This is a genomic window from Variovorax sp. V118 (genome assembly GCF_041154445.1).
In the GTDB taxonomy this organism is placed as follows: Bacteria; Pseudomonadota; Gammaproteobacteria; order Burkholderiales; family Burkholderiaceae_C; genus Variovorax; species Variovorax boronicumulans.
Genome location: NZ_AP028663.1, coordinates 5,368,262 through 5,385,356, shown reverse-complemented (window position 1 = coordinate 5,385,356; position 17,095 = coordinate 5,368,262). Strand labels below are relative to the sequence as shown.

Sequence of the window (17,095 nt, the reverse complement as noted above, 5' to 3'; positions counted from 1 at the left end):
TTTCTTCAAGTGCGTGTGACAACCCATGACAGCGGCGTTGTCATCTCGTTTCAATTCACCGCATCGGCGCTCAAAGCGCTGCCAACGCGGCGCGCACCTCGTCCTTGCTGAGGATTTCGGTCAGCACGACGGGCGCCTTGCCCGGCGCCTGCAGCACGTACACGGGCACGCCGCTGCGGCCCAGCGCGGTGAGCGCGGCGGTGATGGCGGGGTCGCGCCGGGTCCAGTCGGCGCGCAGCATGGCGACCTGCTTCGTGTCGAAGTCGGCGAGCACCTCGGCGTCGGCCAGCGTGCTCTTCTTGTTGTATTGGCAGGTCACGCACCAGGCGGCGGTGAAGTCGATGAACACGGGCCGGCCCGCGGCCGCCATGTCGCTCACGCGCTGGGCCGACCACGGCTGCCAGCGTTCGCCGTCGTTCGGTGCTGCCGAGGCCAGCTTCGCAGTCGGTTCAGGCACCTGCACGATGTTGCGGCCGATGGTGCCGGCCAGCACGGCGGTGAAGGCGATCATCACGGTGGCGATGACGACGCGCGTGCGTCCGGTCAGCGTGAGCGCCCAGACGACGGCGGCCAGGCACACCAGCAGCGCGAGCAGCGTGCCCGCGCCGTCGATGCCGCTTTGCTGGCCCAGCACCCAGACCAGCCAGGCCACGGTCGCGAACATCGGGAAGGCGAGCAGGCGGCGCAGCGTGTGCATCCACGGGCCCGGCTTGGGCAGCAGGCGCGCCACGGCCGGCACGAAGCCTGCCACCAGGTAGGGCAGCGCCAGGCCCAGGCCCAGCGCGGCGAACAGCAGCAGCGCCTGGGCCGCCGGCAGGCCGATGGCAAAGCCCAGCGAGGCGCCCATGAACGGCGCGGTGCAGGGCGAGGCGATCACCACGGCGAGCACGCCGGACAGGAAGTCGTTGGCCAGCGGATGCTTGGCCTGCGCGCTGCACACCGACTGCGGCGCCGCGCGGCCGAACTCGAACACGCCGGCCAGGTTCAGCCCGAGCAGGGTGAAGAGCGCCGCCAGCGCCGCCACCACGCCGGGCGACTGCAGCTGGAAACCCCAGCCGAGCTGCGCGCCGGCCGCGCGCAGCGCCAGCATGGCGCCGCCCAGCGCAAGGAACGACAGCATCACGCCGCCCGTGTAGGCCAGGCCCGCCTTGCGGTGCGCGCTGGCGTTGCCCGCCTGCCGCGCGAAGCCCAGCACCTTGATCGCGAGGATCGGGAACACGCAGGGCATGAGGTTGAGCAGCAGGCCGCCGAGCAGCGCACCGAGCAGGGCGACCATGAAGGTGCCGGCGGGCTGGGCCTGCGCAGCGGCAGCGGGGGCCGCCGCCTGGGCCGCGTTGGCGGCCAGCGCCGCCTGCAGCGCGGGCGACACTTCGGCGGCGCGCGGTGCGGCGGTGGCGGCGGGCCAGGTGCCCGACACCGGCGTCTCGGCGCGCCAGGCCACGGGCTGGCCGGCCTGGCGGTCGGCCTCGGCCAGCACCACCACGACTGGCATGACGGCGGGGCTTTCGCTGCGCTGATCGGCCAGCGGCACGGTGGCGGTCCAGGTCGCGCCGTCCCAGGCCTGCGTCCAGTCCTTGCCGGACACGGCCGCGGTGCGGATCACCTCGGGCGTTTCGGGGAAGAACTCGAGCGTCTTGCCGCGCACGGCGGCGGGCAGGCCTTCGAGGCGCACCTTCAGCTGCTGACCCTCGACGGCGATGGCGCCGGGCGTGCCCAGCGGCTGCGGCTGCGCGGCCTGCGCGGTGTCGAAGGCCGCCTTGTTCAGCGCGGTCGAGCCGCGCGTGGGCAGCGAGAGCGTGAACTCGCCCTCTTCGGGAATGCATTCCTTGCGGCAGACCAGCCAGGAGGCCTGCAGCTTGATGTCCATGGCGGGCGAGCCGCCGGTGAGCGCCACGTCGGGCTTGTAGAGCGTGGAGACCTCGAGCGGCACCGGCAGCAGCACGGTGTTCTCGTAGCCGTAGTTGGCCAGCGTGCCGACCGGGATCTTCTTGGGCACCGGCCAGGCGATCTCGCCGGTCGAGACGCCGGCGGGCAGCGTCCACTTCAATTCCGTCGGGAGGCCCGAGTCGCCGGCGTTCTTCCAGTAGGTGTGCCACTCGGGCTGGTGGGTGATCTGCAACCCGACCCAGACCGGCGCGCCGGGCGCCACGCCCTGGGGCGCATGGGCGACCAGTTCGGCGCGCACATGGGGGGTGGTGACCACGGCCCCGGTCTTCGGGGCCAGCTGGGCCGCAGCCGGCATGCAGGCTGCGGCGGTAGCTATCAGAAAAGTAGCGAAAGAGATGCGCGAAAAGGTCATGCCGGTCAGTCGGAGCCAGAGGGCGGGGCGAAGTTCCTGGGGGCCGGGTCTTTCCGGGGGCTCAGACGGCGGTGGCCGAGGGCCAGCCCAGGACCACGCGCCGGGTGGTCGCGCTCTTCTTCTCGATCTTGGTGACGACCATGGCGCCGATTTCCGCCGTGTTGGCCACGTGCGTGCCGCCGCAGGGCTGGAAGTCGATCGACGGCGCGCTGCCGTCTTCGCCCGTGCCGCCGATGCGGATGGTGCGCACCGTGCCCGTGCCGCGCGGCGGCTGCACGCTCATGCTCTTGACCAGCGCGGGGTTGGCGTCGAGCTCGGCGTCGGTGATGGCGCCCACGGTCAGCGGGTGGGCGGCCTCGACCAGCTTGGCAAGGCCCGCGGTGAGCGTTTCCTTGTCGAGCGGGTCGGTGATGTGGAAGTCGATGCGCGCGTACTCGGGCGTGATCGAGCAGCCGTTCACCGGCACCGGCACGAGGTGGCACAGCAGGTGGCTGGCGGTGTGAAAGCGCATGAGACGGTGGCGGCGCTCCCAGTCGAGGCGGGCAGTGACGGTGTCGCCGGTCGCCAGCGCGGCCAGCAATTCGGCCTGGTCGGGCGCGGGCACGTGGACAAATTCGGCGGTCGGCTGGCCCTCGGCGTCCTTGGCCTTGCGGGTGTCGGCGATGGCGATTTCGCGGCCGTCGGCGAGCACCAGCACGCCGGCATCGCCGGCCTGCCCGCCGCCCAGCGGATAGAACACGGTGCGGTCCAGCACGATGCCGGTGTCGTCGATGCGCAGGATGCGGGCTTCACAGGTGCGCAGGTAGGCGTCGGCGCGGAACAGGTCGTCGGTCATGCGGCGATGGTAGCGACGATGCGCGAAGGAGGTGCGCGCACGCCGGAAAGCGCCCACGACCGACACGCCCGCGCCGCGCGATTGCGCATGATCCGGCGGTCTGCGGCCGCCCGCCGCTCAAGGAATCCGCATGAACGCATCGCCGCACCTTCCCGTCCGCCTCGCTGTGTCCGCCGCGGCCGTGGCCGCCGTGCTGCTCGTCGCCGGCTGCGGCGAGACCGCCAAGCTCGCGCCCGAGCTCACGACCGGCCCCCGGCCGCAGCTGGCCGATCCGAACAAGACGCTGATCCCCACCGTCAACGTGGCGCCCGCCGTCGGCTGGACCGACACCGCCGGGCCCACGCCCGCCGAGGGCCTGCGCGTGACGGCGCTGGCGCGCGGGCTGGACCACCCGCGCTGGGTCTACACCCTGCCCAACGGCGACGTGCTGGTGGCCGAGAGCAACAAGCCGCCCAAGCCCGAGGGGAGCGGCGCCGGCGGCCCGGTCGCCAAGGTGCGCAACTGGGTCATGGGCAAGGTCATGGGCCGCGCGGGCGCCGGCGTGCCCAGCGCCAACCGCATCACCTTGCTGCGCGACGCCGATGGCGACGGCCTGGCCGAGGTGAAGCAGGTGTTCCTGGCGAACCTCAGCTCGCCCTACGGCATGGCGCTGGTCGGCAACGAGCTCTTCATCGCCAACGCCGACGCGCTCGTGAAGGTGCCCTACACCGAGGGCCAGACCTCGGTCAGCGCCACGCCCACCGTGGTGACGGCGCTGCCCGCCGGCCTCAACCACCACTGGACCAAGAACGTCATCGCCAGCGCCGACGGCAGCAAGCTGTACGTCACGGTCGGCTCCAACAGCAACATCGGCGAGAACGGCATGGCGGCCGAAGAGGGCCGCGCCGCGATCTGGGAGGTCGATGCGAAGAGCGGCGAGAAGCGCCTGTTCGCCAGCGGCCTGCGCAACCCCAACGGCTTGGCTTGGGAGCCCGAGACCAACGTGCTGTGGACCGTGGTGAACGAGCGCGACGAGATCGGCAGCGACCTCGTGCCCGACTACCTCACCTCGGTGAAAGAGGGCGCCTTCTACGGCTGGCCGTGGAGCTACTGGGGCGGCGTGGTCGATGCGCGCGTCACGCCGCAACAGCCCGAGCGCGTGGCCAAGGCGCTGGCGCCCGACTACGCGCTGGGCGCGCACGTCGCGCCGTTGGGTCTGGTGTTCTCGCACGCGCGCGGCATGCCGCCCGAGTTCGCGAACGGCGCCTTCATCGGCGAGCACGGCTCGTGGAACCGCAAGCCCAAGTCGGGCTACAAGGTGGTGTTCGTGCCCTTCATCGGCGGCAAGCCGAGCGGGCCGCCGGTCGACGTCCTCACTGGCTTCCTGAGCGCCGACGAAAAGGCGCACGGCCGGCCGGTCGGCGTGGCGCTGGACAAGGGCGGCGCGCTGCTGGTGGCGGACGACGTGGGCAACGCGGTGTGGCGCGTGTCGCGCAGCAAGCCCAACTGAGGCGCGATCAGCCCCGGCGCGCCGACGACAGGCGCGGCACCAGCTGGGCCGCCGGCCCGTCGACGCGGCGCCGGCTGGTGTCGCCGCGCAGGTGGTCGAACAGCAGCGCAATCGCCTGCTGCGCCACCTCGTCCAGGTGCAGGTCGACGGCCGTGAGCGGCGGCACGCAGGTGCGCGCACGCAGGCCGTCGTAGCGCGTGGCGACCATCACGTCCTCGGGAATGCGCCGGCCCGATTCGCGCACGGCCGTCACCGCGCCGGAGGCGAACGCGTCGACCGGCACGCAGAAGGCGTCGATGTCGGGGTGTGCTTCCAGCAGCGCCAGCGCGGCCTGCCGCCCGCCGTTCTCGCCCTCGGCCTCGTCGACCAGCGACAGCAGCGGTGCCTGCCCGCGTGCGGCAGCAAAGGCCTGGTAGGCCGCCTGGCCTTCCACATAGGAGTTGCGCGCGGCCGAGCCGAGGATCATCGCGACCTTGCGCGCGCCCTGGTCGTGCAGGTGCTCGAGCAGCAGGCGCGTCGTCTGGCCCGAATGGATGTCGACATAGGGCGGCATCGCCGGCCCGTCGGCCGCTTCCTCGGCCGGCTTGCCGATGGCCACCACCGGCAGGCCGCGCCGCAGCAGGTACGCCAGGTTGGGGTCGCCCGCCGAAGGCTCGATGACCAGCGCGCCGTCCACGTCGAGCAGCTCCATGGGCACGCGCCCGGTTTCCATCGGCGGCGCCAGCACCAGCGCCAGCCGGCGGTCCAGCGCCGCGGCGGCCGCCACGGCCGCCACCTCCATCAGGAAGCCCAGGCGCGACGGGCCGCCGGCCACCGCGAAGGGCATCGACGACAGCAGCACGATCATGTGCGCCTCGCCCGTGCGCAGCCGCTGCGCATTGCGGTTGGGCCGGTAGCCCAGCTTCAGCGCCGCCTGCTCGACGCGCGCGCGCGTTTCCGCGTCGACCTGGCCCCGGGCGTTGAGCGCGTGCGAGACGGTGGTCGGCGACACGCCCGCTTCGCGTGCCACGTCCTTGATGTTTGCCCGCGGCGATGGGTTGGTGCTCATCCCGTTGACCTTTTCGAAAAGCGGTGATTCAATTCCCAAATCGTTTTGGGGCGCCGTGCCACGGAATGTACTTCACCCGCTTCGGCGGCTTTTTTTGCCAGTGCGCCCAAATCGATTTGGGCGCGGTCCCGGTTCAAGGATTCCATGATGTCCCGTGTGCCCGATGCCTCTGCTGTGCCCCCGGTCGTGCCTGTCGGCGCGCCTTCCGCCATCGCCCCGGTCGATGCGGTGCTGCCCTTGTCGCAACTGCTGCTGTTCGGCCTGCAGCACGTGCTGGTGATGGCGGCCGTGCCGATCACCTCGGTGTTCCTCGTGGCCAAGGCGCTGGGGCTGGAGTCCGCGCTCACGGTCAACCTGATCAGCGCCACCTTCCTGCTGTGCGGCGTGGGCACCCTGCTGCAGTCGTTCGGGCCGTGGAAGTTCGGCGCGCGGCTGCCCTTCGTGATGGTGCCGGGCGGCGCGCCCATCGTGATGTTCGTGACCATCGCCCAGCAGCGCGACCTGCAGACGGCCTCGGGCGCGGTGATCCTCACGGCGCTCTTCTACTTCCTGGTGCTGCCGGTGTTCGCGCGCTGCCTGCGCTACTTTCCGAAGATCGTCATCGGCACCTTGCTGCTGCTGGTGTCGATCAACCTCGTGAAGGTGTACGGCGGCATCATCGCGGGCAAGGCCGGCACGTCCACCTTTGCCGACCCGGTGAACATCGGGCTGGCGCTCGCGACCATCGGCTTCACGGTGCTGTTCGCGCGCGTGTTCAAGGGCACGCTCGGCCAGCTCGCGGTGCTGCTGGGCCTGCTGGCCGGCACGGTGCTGGCCGCGGCCTGCGGGCTGATGGACTTCAGCAGCGTGGCGGCCGGGCCCTTCTGGAGCGCGCCGACGCTGCTGCCCTTCGGCATGCCGCGCTTCGACCTGGTGGCGGCCGTGCCGCTCCTGATCTTCAGCGTCATCTCGATGGTCGAGGCCACGGGGCAGACCGTGGCGGTGGCCGAGGTGGTGGGCCGCAAGATCGATGCGCGCGACGTGGTGCCGCGCACCATCCGCGGCGATGCGCTGGTGTCGCTGGCGGGGGGCCTCTTCGGCACCTCGATGATCATCACCAGCGGCGAGAACATCGGCATCGTGCGCGCCACCAACGTGCGCTCGCGCTACGTGACGGCCGCGGCCGGCGTGATCCTGATCCTCATCGCGCTGTCGGCGCCGCTGGGCCGGCTGGCCAGCGCCATTCCTTCGGCGGTGGTCGGCGGCACCGCGATGGTGGTGTTCGCGATCATCGGCACCATGGGCATCGACATGCTGCGCAAGGTCGACCTGCACGAGCGCGGCAACATGTTCGTGCTGGCCGGCGCGCTGACCATGGGTCTGCTGCCCATCGTCGTGCCGGGCCTGTACAGCCGCTTTCCCGACACGCTGCAGCTGGTGCTGGGCAACGGCCTGGCCATGGGCTCGATCACGGCGGTGGTGCTCAACCTGGTGTTCAACCGCGTGCCGGCCGACAGCCCGGCCATCGCACCGGCGCCGCAATGAGCGCCTCCTCATTTCCTTTCCGTTCTCTCCTTTGACCATGTCTCCTGAACTCGATGCCGCGCACTTCGCGGCCGACGAGCTGCTGCTCGTTCCCGACCACCTGATGCTGCGCGACGGCCCCGCCACCGGCCATGCCGTGCGCATCGAAGGCGGGCGCTTTCGCGAGGTCGGCCCCGCCGACGCGCTCATCGCCCGCCACCCGCGGCTCACGCCGCTGCACCTGCCCGGCAAGCTGCTGATGCCCGGCATGATCGATGCGCACCACCACCTCACGCAGTCCTTCGGCAAGTCGCTGGCCTATGGCGAGCCGTCCGAGATCTTCCGGCGCGTGTGGGTGCCGCTCGAGTCGAGCCTGGACGACGAGTTCGTCTACATGGCCTCCAAGCTCGCGGCGCTCGAATCGCTGCGCGGCGGCTTCACCACCGTGTGCGACGCGGGCACGCGCGCGCCGGGCGACATCGGCGCCGTGGCCGCTGCCGTGCAGGAGGCCGGGCTGCGCTGCGTGCTGGGCCTGATCTGCAACGACGGCGGCAACGACAGCAGCGCCGCCGACCGGCAGGCCATCCGGTCGCATGCCGCGCAGTTCCTGCAGCAGTGGTCGGGTGCGGACCTGGTGCATCCCTCGCTCGCCATCTCGGTGCCCGAGGCGGCCTCCGACGAGATGCTGGTCGCCGTGTCGGCCCTGTGCACCGAGGCGCGCACGATGTTCCAGACGCACGTCAACGAGCACCTGGCCTCGGTCGAGCGCTCGGTCGTGCAGCGCGGCAAGCGGCCGCTGGAGCTGCTGGCGCACCTGGGCGCGCTCGGCCCGCAGGTGCTCATTGCGCACGGCACGCTGGTCACGCCCTCGGAACTCATGGTGCTGCGCGACACCGACACCGCCGTGAGCTACAACCCCGTCGCCAGCCAGTGGAAGGGCAACGCCGTGGCGCCCGCGAACCTGATGGCCGCGCTGGGCATCCGCTTCGGCCTGGGCACCGACGCCACGCGCAGCGATGCCTTCCGCCTGATGGACGCGGCCGAGGCCGCGCAGAAGCTGGCCTTCGGCATGGCCATCGGCGATGCCTCCAGCGGCGGCGGCTGGACCTGGTTCGACCACGCCACGCACGAAGGCGCGCGCGCCGTGGGCCTGGGCCACCTCACGGGCGAGATCGCCGTGGGCAAGGCGGCCGACTTCCTCATCGTCGATGTCGACACGCCCGAGATGTGCACCTCGGTCGACCTCACGTGGGACCTCGTGCGCTTGGGCAACCGCGACCAGATCGTCGCCGTGTTCGTCGACGGGAAACTGCGCCTGTGGGAAGGCTGGCCGCCGGATTGGGACGCGCGCGCGCTGCAGCGGCAGCTGGCGCGCGTCGCCCATGCGGCGATGGACCGCGCGCCCATCGTGCGCCTGCATCCTCCGGCCGCCGCGCACCGCCGCCTGGCCTCGGAGCGGCACTCGCTGTGAGCGCGCAACACCTTGTCCTCGTCTCGCTCGCCGTGCTGTTCGCCGCCTTCGTGCAGGGCGCGACCGGCGTCGGCTTTGCGCTCATCGCCGCGCCGGTGATCGGCATCGTGCGCCCCGACCTGTTGCCCGTGTGCGTGCTGGTGCTGATGCTGCCGCTGAACTTCTACGTGATGTGGCGCGAGCGCGGCGCCATCGACCGCACTGGCGCCAGCTGGATCACCGGCGGGCGCCTGCTCGGCACCGTCGGCGGCCTGTGGGTGCTGGCGGCGTTGAGCGCGAGCCACCTGTCGCTGTTCGTCGGCGCCTCGACCATCGCGGCGGCCCTGGTCACGTTGATGATGCCGGCCTTCTCGCCGGGCCGCACCGCGTTCGTGGCGGCGGGGCTCGTGACCGGCGTCACCGAAACCGCGACCGGCATCGGCGGGCCGCCGCTGGCGCTGGTCTACCAGCACCAGCCGGCGCCCACCATGCGCTCGACCATTGCGCTGTGCTTCCTGGTCGGCGAACTGGTGTCGCTGGCCACGCTGATGGCGGCGGGGCGCATCGACGGCTCACAGCTCTATGCCGCGGCCCTGCTGTTGCCTGCGCTCGTCGTGGGCGCGGTGCTCAGCCGCGTGGTGCATCGGCGCATCAACGGCCGCGTGCTGCGCATCTTCGTGCAGGTCTTCGCGATCGTGTCGGGCGCCGCACTGCTGCTGCATTCATTCTGAGGCGCGCTGCGCGGCCTGCCATGCCGCGCGGTCGATGCGGAACAGCCGGTGGCCGCGCAGCGCATCGCCTTCGGGCACCGCCGGATGCTCGAAGGCGCCGGCCACGTCCTCGTGCATGCCGATGCGTGCCATCACGGCGGCCGAGCGCAGGTTGCCGTTGGCGGTGAACGCCACGATCTCGCCGAGCCCGAGCCGTTCGAAGCCGACCTGCAGCGCGCCGCGTGCCGCCTCGGTCGCGAAGCCCTGGCCCCAGCTGGCGCGCGACAGGCGCCAGCCGATCTCCACACAGGGCGAGAAAGGCAGCGCGGCCATCGGCACGTTCAGGCCGGTGAAGCCGATGAACTCGCGCGTGTCCTTGCGCTCGACGGCCCAGAAGCCCCAGCCCTTCTGCGCGATGAGCGCGCGGGCACGGTTCGCCGCTGCGTCGCTTTCGGCGCGCGTGGGCAAGGGCAGCAAAAATTCCATCACCTGCGGGTCGCAGGCCAGCGCGAAAAATGGCGCGAGATCGCTCTCGCGCCATTGGCGCACCCACAGGCGTGGGGTCTCGAATTCGATGAGGGGCGGGTGTGTGCTTTCTTCGGTCATGCGACCGATTGTGCGCAAATCAGAACCCGGCCAGCACCACCTTGCCCTGCGCCTTGCCGCTCTCGATGAGCGCATGTGCCTTGCGCAGGTTCGCGGCGTTGATGGTGCCGAAGCTCGCATTCGCCGTGGTGCGGATGCGGCCCGCGTCGACCAGCGCGGCCACTTCGGCCAGCAGCTTGCCTTGCTCGGCGATGTCGGGCGTGGTGAAGCGCGAGCGCGTGAACATCATTTCCCAGTGCAGCGAGATGCACTTGGTCTTCAGCGGCATCGCGTCAAGCACCTTCATGTCGTCGATCACCGCGAGCTGGCCCTGGGGCTTGAGGCTTTCGATGAGCTGCGCGTAGTGCTGGTCGGTCTGCGTGAGGCTGGCGACCATGTCGACTTCATCGATGCCGGCGGCCTTCAGTTCGGCGGCGAGCGGCTTCGAATGGTCGATGACGACGTGCGCGCCCAGCGCCAGGCACCATGCGCGCGTTTCGGCGCGCGAGGCGGTGGCGACGACGCGCAGCTTCGTGAGCTGGCGTGCGAGCTGGATGAGGATGGAGCCCACGCCGCCGGCGCCGCCGGTGATCAGCAGCGTCCGGCCTTCGCCGCCATCCTTGGGCACCTGGAGGCGGTCGAACAGCAGTTCGTAGGCGGTGATGGTGGTCAGCGGCAAGGCGGCGGCTTGCGCGTCGTCGAGGCTCTTCGGGGCGAGGGCGGCGATGCGCTCGTCGACCGCGTGCAGCTCCGAATTGGCGCCGGGGCGAATGATGGAGCCGGCGTAGTACACGCGGTCGCCGACCTTGAAGCTTTGCACGCCGCTGCCGATGGCTTCGACGGTGCCGACTGCGTCCCAGCCCAGCACCTTGGCCTGGCCGGCTTCGGGGGCGGCGTTCTTGCGGACCTTGGTGTCGACCGGGTTGACCGACACGGCCTTCACGCGCACCAGCAGGTCGCGCGCGCCCGGCACGGGGGCGGGGAGCTCGATGTCCTGCAGCGATTCGGGGTTGTCGATGGGGAGGGGCTGGTGGTAGCCGACGGCTTTCATGGGAAGAAACCTTCTTTCTGGAACGATGGCTGGACTGTAGGATGACAACGTCTGTTTGATAAGGTCGCCTGAATTACCAACACTTTCAAATGAAGATTGAAAATATATCGGACCTGCAGGTGCTCGTGCAGACGGCGCGTGGCGGCACGTTGACGGCTGCGGGGCATGCGCTGGGGATCACGCCTGCCGCGGCGAGTGCGACGTTGAAGCGGCTGGAGGCGCAGTTGGGGGCGCGGCTGTTCGAGCGGTCGACGCGGGCGATGCGCCTGACGCCGCAGGGGCAGACGCTGCTCGACTATGCGGTGCGTGCTTTTGAACTGTTGGATGAAGGGGAGTCGCTGGTCACTGCGGATCGCGGCGAACTTGTCGGTACCTTGCGGGTGGCCTCGCCGTCGGACCTCACGCGCAGCACCTTGCTGCCTTGGTTCGACGAGTTCCTGGCGTTGCATCCGGGGGTGCAGTTGTCGCTTTCCGTCGGGGATCGGCCGCTGGACGTGATGCGCGACGAAGTGGACGTGGCGCTGCGCTACGGGGCGCTGGCCGATTCGCGGCTGGTGGCGCGGGCGTTTGCGTTGACGAATCCGGTGCTGACGGCTTCACCGGACTATCTGCGTCGGCATCCCTTGCCTCGGGTTCCGCAGGATCTGCTGCAGCACAACTGTCTGACGTTCAACCGGAGTGGGCGAAGGCACCGGGTGTGGCGGTTTGCGCAGTTGGGGCAGTGGACGGAGGTGCGGGTGAATGGGGATCGCAGTGTGGATGATGCTTCGCTGGCGCGGGAGTGGACTGTGGCGGGGTATGGGATTTCGCTGAAGTCCGCTTTGGATGTGCGTAATGACATTCGGGAAGGGCGTCTTGTGCGGCTGCTGCCTGACTGGGAGACGGAGCCTTATCCGTTGCATGCGCTGTTGCCTAGTGGGAGGTTTGTGCCGGCTCGGGTTCGGGGGTTTGTGGATTTCCTGGCTTTGAAGTTCGAGGGGTTGTTGGCTTTGGGGTGATTTCTTGAGGCTGCTGGCCGGGACTCGCCCCGGCGGGCGACTCACTTTCTTTGCTTCGCCAAAGAAAGTAAGCAAAGAAAGGCGACCCCACTGTCCGCGTCCCTCCGCTTCGCTGCGGGCAACCTGCGGTGCTCGCGTTTCGCGGGGTCTCGCCCAAACTCGCTTCGCTCAAACAAGGGCGAGCCCTGATCCGCGAAACGCTGCGCTCCTCGGCGCGGCCAGAGGGGCGGGGGAGTACTCGGGCCATCGCTTCGCTCGGCCTGGGGGATCGCATCACTGCGTTCGCTCCCCCCTGCTGTCCCTTGTCAGATCATCGGGGTCACTGCGCCATCCATTGCCACGATCGCGCCGGTTACATAACTTGCCTTCGACGACGCCAGGAAGAGCACGGTGTTGGCGACTTCCTCGGGCGTCGCGATGCGGCCCAGCGGCAGGCGTGCGGTGGCGCGCTCCAGCGCTTCGTCGGTGTCGATGCCCTGCAGCTTCGCGTCGGCCTTCATGCCTTCCTGCAGCCGCGCGGTCAGCGTGAGGCCGGGGTTCACGGCGTTCACGCGCACGCCCTTCGCGGCGTAGGCGGCGGCCATGCCGGCGCTCACGAGCATCAGCGCGGCATTGGCGGCGCCACCGGCCATGTGCACGGGGCTGGCGACCTTGCCGCCCTGGCCGATGACGTTGACGATGGCGCCGCGGCCGCGCTGGCCCATGCGCTTCACGACCGGGTCGATCATGTGGATGTAGGTGAAGTACTTGGCGTCCATCGCGTCGTGCCACGCGGCGGGCGTGAGTTCGTCGGGCGGGGTGCGGCGCGCGGCGCCTGCTGAATTGACGAGCACGTCGACGGGGCCGAAGGCCTGTTCGGCGGCGTCGAGTGCGGCGACGGCGCTGGCGGGGTTCTTGAGGTCGGCGGCGTGCAGGCTGACGCGGCCTTCGGCTTGCGGGAACGCGGCGATCAGCGACTGCTGGCCCTGCTGCAGGTTCTGCAGGTCGCGCGAGACCAGGCTCACGCGCGCGCCTTCGCGCAGGAAACCCAGCGCGCAGGCCAGGCCGATGCCCTTGCTGCCGCCGGTGATGAGAACGTGCTGGTCCTGGAGCTGGAGGTCCATGTCGGGGTCCTTGGAAGAAGGTGGATCTGTCTGCGGCGCTGCCGCCGCGCGATTGAATCACCGCCCCGAAACCCCTGCAGCGACGCGGCCGAAAAGGCCGCGCCGGTTGCCCTGTGCGCGTCAGGCCTTGCGGCGCTTCGCTGTCGTTTCTTCTTCCAGTGCGGCCGGCGCGGTGTCGGTGGCGTCGCGCAGCTGGCCGTGGTGGTCGTGGTGCGCCAGCAGCTGGCGCGTGCGTTGCCAGGTCGACAGGCGCGCGGGCGCGACCTCGATGTACGACGCCAGCGCGAACAGCGACGACTGCTCCTTTTCCGGCGGCGTCTCGCTGCGGTGCTGGCGGCGGCGCAGCGGGCCCATGATCAGCATCGAGGCGAGGATCACACCGATGACGATGGCGTACAGGCCCAGCAGCTGAAGCACCTCGGGCTGGGAGCGCGCGCCCATCACGTAGGGCCAGGCGTACCAGATGGCGCAGAACCAGATCGCGACGGTGATCGCCGGGCGCAGCACGCGCAGCCACAGGTACATGGCCAGGGTGCGCGCCGGAGAACGGCCGTTGCCAAAGGCATGCAGCGGGATGCGCGCGGCGTCGATGATGGGTTCGTCCACCGCGGGTTGGCCCCACGAACGGGTGCGGGGCGGCGGGGCTTCGTGGACCGTCGGCGAAGAAATCGGGTGTTCAGGATGCATCAGAAGAAACTCCTCGGTCAGGGCTCGTCCACACCGCGCGCTTGCCGCGACGACGCATCAGAGCGTTGGGAAGGGCGACCACCGTGGTGGCCATCGTGATCGTCCAGAACGCGATCGGGTACCAGATCGTTCCGGCGAAATAGCGCATGAGGTCGCGGTCGTAGCGACGGTCGATCCACAGGCTCAGCAGCATCTGCAGGATGCAGGTCATGGCCAGCAGCGTGCCCTGCCAGTGCGGCAGCAGCGCCGAATGCCAGGCCGACTCGTGCGGCAGGAAGGGGCGGATGAAGCTGATCAGCAGCACCAGCGCCATCGCATAGGCCCACACCACGCTCACCATGTACTCGCTGTAGATGAGCCACAGGCGCCAGCTGCGCAGGCGCAGGATGGACGGCGTGATGCGCAGCATGGTCTGGATGCCGCCGACGGCCCAGCGCAGGCGCTGCTTCCACAGGCCGCGCAGGGTCTCGGGCATGAGGATCCAGCACAGCGCGCGCGGCTCGAAGCGCAGGCGCCAGCCGGCGAGCTGGAGCTTCCAGCTCATGTCGATGTCCTCGGTGAGCACGTCGGGGCTCCAGAAGCCCACCTCGAGCACGGCGCGGCGGCGGAACATGGCCAGCACGCCCGACACCGTGAACAGCGTGCCGATGAGCTGCTGCGAGCGCTTGATGAGGCCGATGATCGACGAGAACTCGCCCACCTGCATGCGCCCCAGCAGCGTGGTGCGCGTGCGGATGCGCGGGTTGCCGGTGACGGCGCCGATGCGATCCGAGGCCAGCATGCGCTTGAGCATCCACGCAATGGCGTTGGGGTCGACCAGCGCGTCGCCGTCGATGCCCAGGATGTACTCGCCGCGCGCCAGCTGGCAGGCGGTGTTCAGGCCCACGGCCTTGCCCTGGTTGCTGGCGTTGTGGATCACGCGCAGGCGGCTGAACTCGAGCGTCATCTCGTCGAGCAGCTCGCCGGTGCCGTCGGTGCTGCCGTCGTTGACGGCGATCACCTCGTAGTTCGGGTAGCGCGTGCGCATCAGCTGCTCGATCACTTCGCGCAGGTGCGGCGCCTCGTTGAAGCAGGGCACCACCACGGTGACGAGCGGCTGCGAGGGCAGCAGCGGCAGCGGGTCGACCTCGACGTCGCGCTTGCGCTCGAACGACCACGCATGCGAAAGGCCGCCCGCGATCCACACCCACGCCATGAAGAACGGGTAGTAGAAGACGAAGCCGAAGAGCACCGGTGGAATCAGGTCCACCAGCATCTGGAGCGTGTTCATCGGGGCTTCCCTCCTTCAGGCGGCAGCGTGGCGGCGTCGTGGTTGCGCCGGGGGGCGCGCGACAGCAGCGAACGCACCGAGATCGCGCGGCGCACGGTCTCCAGCGAGGGCTGGTTGTTCAGGAAGTCGTCGGGGTAGTAGCCCAGGTGGCGCACGCCGGCGCGCTGCAGCAGGGTCCACTGGCGCGTGAGCTCGGCGTCGGCCACGGGTTTCCCGGTGCGCCAGTCGCGTGCCTGCAGCTCGAACACGGTGCGGTCCAGGCCGTGCGGCGTGGCGGCCGCGCGCTGCGCCAGGCGGCCCAGCCAGGCGTCGCTGTCGGCCGGGGTGCGGGCCTCCTGCTCCATGCGCGGCATGGCCATCAGGCCGACGTAGTCGTAGGCGGCAAGCGAGGCTTCATAGTTTTGGGCAAACCATTGCTCGGCCGCGGGTTCGAGCACCGGCCGCGCGTAGAGGTTGCGCGCCGTTTCCAGGGCAGGGCGCCAGGTGCCCACGCGCGCCGCGAGTTCGTGCGTGAACTCGATCAGGTGGCGGGTCTTGGCGCTGGTCCAGCGCGCCATGAGCGCGGGGTCGGCGCGCAGCGCGGCCACGCCGGCCGGCAGGCCCCAGCGGCGGTAGGTGTCGAGCGCGGCGGGGCTGGCGTCCTCGTCGTCCGAGAGCATGGCGTCGTCGTGGAACAGCAGGCCTTCGAAGAAGGTGTGGCGGCCCAGGTCTTCGTACAGGTCGCCGACCAGCGTGCGCACGGCCGGGTCGAAGGGCGAGAGCCGGTGGTAGCGGTCGGCCGGCGCGTCGCCCTTGAGCGTGCGCACCGTGTGCGTGGCCAGCGGGTTCGACGCCGGCAGCCGGTAGGCGGTGACGGGCATCCACGCGTAGACCTTCACGCCGGTGCGGCTGCGCAGTTGCCAGGCGGCGCGGGCGAACAGGTCGGCGCGCATCGGCAGGTGGCGGTTGGGAAAGTACAGCGCGTCGGCCACGCCGTCGCCGTCGGGGTCGGCATAGGCCTGCAGGAACACCGAGCGCGGGCGCACGGCGGCCACGCGCTCGATCAGCGCCGAGAGGTTGCGCTCCTGCTGGGCCGGGTCGGCGTCGTACACGTAGTCCAGGTCGACGTGCATCACGCGGTTGATCGGGCGCACCTCGCCGCCCACGGGGCTGCGCAGCATCTGCACGTAGTCGGGCGCCTCGTTGTCGTAGGCAGCCAGCGCGCGGCGGATGCGGCTGAGCGGAATCTCCTTCGTGTTCGCGCCGTCGTCGAGCGTGAAGGTGATCGGCATGCCCACGCGCGCCGAGGCTTCCAGCGCGGGCGTGTTGTAGGCGCCGTAGGGCCACACGGTGGCGCGCACCTTGGCACCGGTGCGCTTCTCGATCAGCTCGCGGCTGCGGCGCAGGTCGGTCTCGATGCGGCGCAGGTAGGCGGCGTCGTCTTCGTAGCGGCCGGTCTTCGGGTCGTAGCGGTGCGTGGCCGCGGCGGGCAGCATGTTGCCCTGCGGGTTGGCCTGGATGCCGGTGTGCATCGCGTCGGTGTGGCTGGCGAACTCGACCAGCGGCGAGCGCGCCATCTCGGCGGCTTCGCGCCACAGCAGGAAGTTCTCGCGCGGCGCGGGCTTGTCGCCCCAGTGCACGGGCTGGCCTTCGGGCACCTCGAGCCAGCTCGTCACGAGCGCGAACAGCGCCGGGTAGTTGAAGCGCTGGAGCAGCGGGAACACGTGCGTGTAGGCACTGCGGTAGCCGTCGTCGAAGGTCAGCAGCACGGGCTGCGAGGGCAGCGGCTTGCCGCCGTTGCGCGCATCGATGATCTGCTGCAGGCTGACCGGGTGGTAGCCGCTGTGGCGCAGCCAGGCGAACACTTCGGCGAGCGTGCGCTCGTCGATGGCGGTTTCGTCGGGCGAGGTCTCGAAGCTGGCGCGCACGTTGGGGCGCACGTCGTGGAACGAGATCACGCGGAAGTCGACGCCATTGTCGGGGTCGGCGGGCAGCACCGGCGCCGCCAGTGCAGGCAACGAAGCCGCCAGCAGCAGCCCGAGCAGGGCCGCGCGCAGCCGGAGGAAGAAGGTGGGGGCTTGCATCACG

General features: G+C 70.3%; 14 protein-coding genes. 5 read left to right on the top strand and 9 right to left on the bottom strand.

The window, feature by feature from the left end:
* Positions 1–70: 70 nt before the first annotated feature.
* Together ACAM52_RS25035 and ACAM52_RS25030 are read right to left on the bottom strand one after the other, a co-directional pair.
* Positions 71–2,242: a protein-disulfide reductase DsbD family protein gene (locus ACAM52_RS25035; protein WP_369644854.1), complete on the bottom strand. Its 2,172-nt coding sequence runs from the start codon at positions 2,240–2,242 to the stop codon at positions 71–73.
* A 118-nt stretch (positions 2,243–2,360) separates the two neighbouring features.
* Complete coding sequence (locus ACAM52_RS25030) at positions 2,361–3,134, bottom strand: alanyl-tRNA editing protein (RefSeq protein ID WP_369644853.1); 774 nt, start codon at positions 3,132–3,134, stop codon at positions 2,361–2,363.
* Positions 3,135–3,264: 130 nt separating this feature from the next.
* Between ACAM52_RS25030 and ACAM52_RS25025 the strand changes: the two genes are divergently transcribed.
* The gene (locus tag ACAM52_RS25025; RefSeq protein WP_369644852.1) at positions 3,265–4,623 is read left to right on the top strand and encodes a sorbosone dehydrogenase family protein; all 1,359 of its coding nucleotides are present in this window, start codon (positions 3,265–3,267) and stop codon (positions 4,621–4,623) included.
* Between the two features lie 7 nt (positions 4,624–4,630).
* On the opposite strand, the gene ACAM52_RS25020 is transcribed toward ACAM52_RS25025, so the two are convergent.
* Positions 4,631–5,671, bottom strand: a complete 1,041-nt coding sequence (locus ACAM52_RS25020; RefSeq protein ID WP_369644851.1) for a LacI family DNA-binding transcriptional regulator — start codon at positions 5,669–5,671, stop codon at positions 4,631–4,633.
* A gap of 147 nt (positions 5,672–5,818) precedes the next feature.
* Between ACAM52_RS25020 and ACAM52_RS25015 the strand changes: the two genes are divergently transcribed.
* Genes ACAM52_RS25015 through ACAM52_RS25005 form a run of 3 tightly spaced genes read left to right on the top strand, consistent with a single transcriptional unit; the run spans position 5,819 to position 9,355 of the window.
* Positions 5,819–7,195: a uracil-xanthine permease family protein gene (locus ACAM52_RS25015; RefSeq protein ID WP_369644850.1), complete on the top strand. Its 1,377-nt coding sequence runs from the start codon at positions 5,819–5,821 to the stop codon at positions 7,193–7,195.
* Between the two features lie 37 nt (positions 7,196–7,232).
* On the top strand, positions 7,233–8,645 hold the full coding sequence (locus ACAM52_RS25010) for an amidohydrolase family protein (protein ID WP_369644849.1): 1,413 nt from the start codon (positions 7,233–7,235) through the stop codon (positions 8,643–8,645).
* Positions 8,642–9,355 carry a sulfite exporter TauE/SafE family protein gene (locus ACAM52_RS25005; protein WP_062480617.1) on the top strand — a complete coding sequence of 238 codons (714 nt, stop codon included), beginning with the start codon at positions 8,642–8,644 and terminating at the stop codon, positions 9,353–9,355. The genes ACAM52_RS25010 and ACAM52_RS25005 overlap by 4 nt, the downstream gene beginning before the upstream one ends.
* Here ACAM52_RS25005 and ACAM52_RS25000 read toward each other — a convergent pair.
* The gene (locus tag ACAM52_RS25000) at positions 9,347–9,940 is read right to left on the bottom strand and encodes a GNAT family N-acetyltransferase (RefSeq protein WP_369644848.1); all 594 of its coding nucleotides are present in this window, start codon (positions 9,938–9,940) and stop codon (positions 9,347–9,349) included. The genes ACAM52_RS25005 and ACAM52_RS25000 overlap by 9 nt on opposite strands.
* A 19-nt stretch (positions 9,941–9,959) precedes the next feature.
* A complete protein-coding gene (locus ACAM52_RS24995) occupies positions 9,960–10,970 on the bottom strand; it encodes a zinc-binding alcohol dehydrogenase family protein (RefSeq protein WP_369644847.1) in 1,011 nt (336 codons plus the stop codon).
* Between the two features lie 89 nt (positions 10,971–11,059).
* On the opposite strand from ACAM52_RS24995, the gene ACAM52_RS24990 reads away from it, so the two are divergent.
* Entirely contained in the window at positions 11,060–11,968 is a 909-nt protein-coding gene (locus ACAM52_RS24990; RefSeq protein ID WP_095949478.1) for a LysR family transcriptional regulator, read from the top strand.
* A gap of 305 nt (positions 11,969–12,273) precedes the next feature.
* Here ACAM52_RS24990 and ACAM52_RS24985 read toward each other — a convergent pair whose 3' ends face one another.
* The 4 genes from ACAM52_RS24985 to pgaB all read right to left on the bottom strand — a co-directional run bounded on the left by ACAM52_RS24985 (position 12,274) and on the right by pgaB (position 17,091).
* Complete coding sequence (locus ACAM52_RS24985; RefSeq protein ID WP_369644846.1) at positions 12,274–13,071, bottom strand: SDR family oxidoreductase; 798 nt, start codon at positions 13,069–13,071, stop codon at positions 12,274–12,276.
* A gap of 120 nt (positions 13,072–13,191) precedes the next feature.
* Positions 13,192–13,758 carry a PgaD family protein gene (locus tag ACAM52_RS24980; RefSeq protein WP_369644845.1) on the bottom strand — a complete coding sequence of 189 codons (567 nt, stop codon included), beginning with the start codon at positions 13,756–13,758 and terminating at the stop codon, positions 13,192–13,194.
* On the bottom strand, positions 13,748–15,028 hold the full coding sequence (gene pgaC, locus ACAM52_RS24975) for a poly-beta-1,6-N-acetyl-D-glucosamine synthase (RefSeq protein WP_307696621.1): 1,281 nt from the start codon (positions 15,026–15,028) through the stop codon (positions 13,748–13,750). The genes ACAM52_RS24980 and pgaC overlap by 11 nt, the downstream gene beginning before the upstream one ends.
* Entirely contained in the window at positions 15,025–17,091 is a 2,067-nt protein-coding gene (gene pgaB / locus ACAM52_RS24970; RefSeq protein ID WP_369644844.1) for a poly-beta-1,6-N-acetyl-D-glucosamine N-deacetylase PgaB, read from the bottom strand. The genes pgaC and pgaB overlap by 4 nt, the downstream gene beginning before the upstream one ends.
* Between the last annotated feature and the right edge of the window lie 4 nt (positions 17,092–17,095).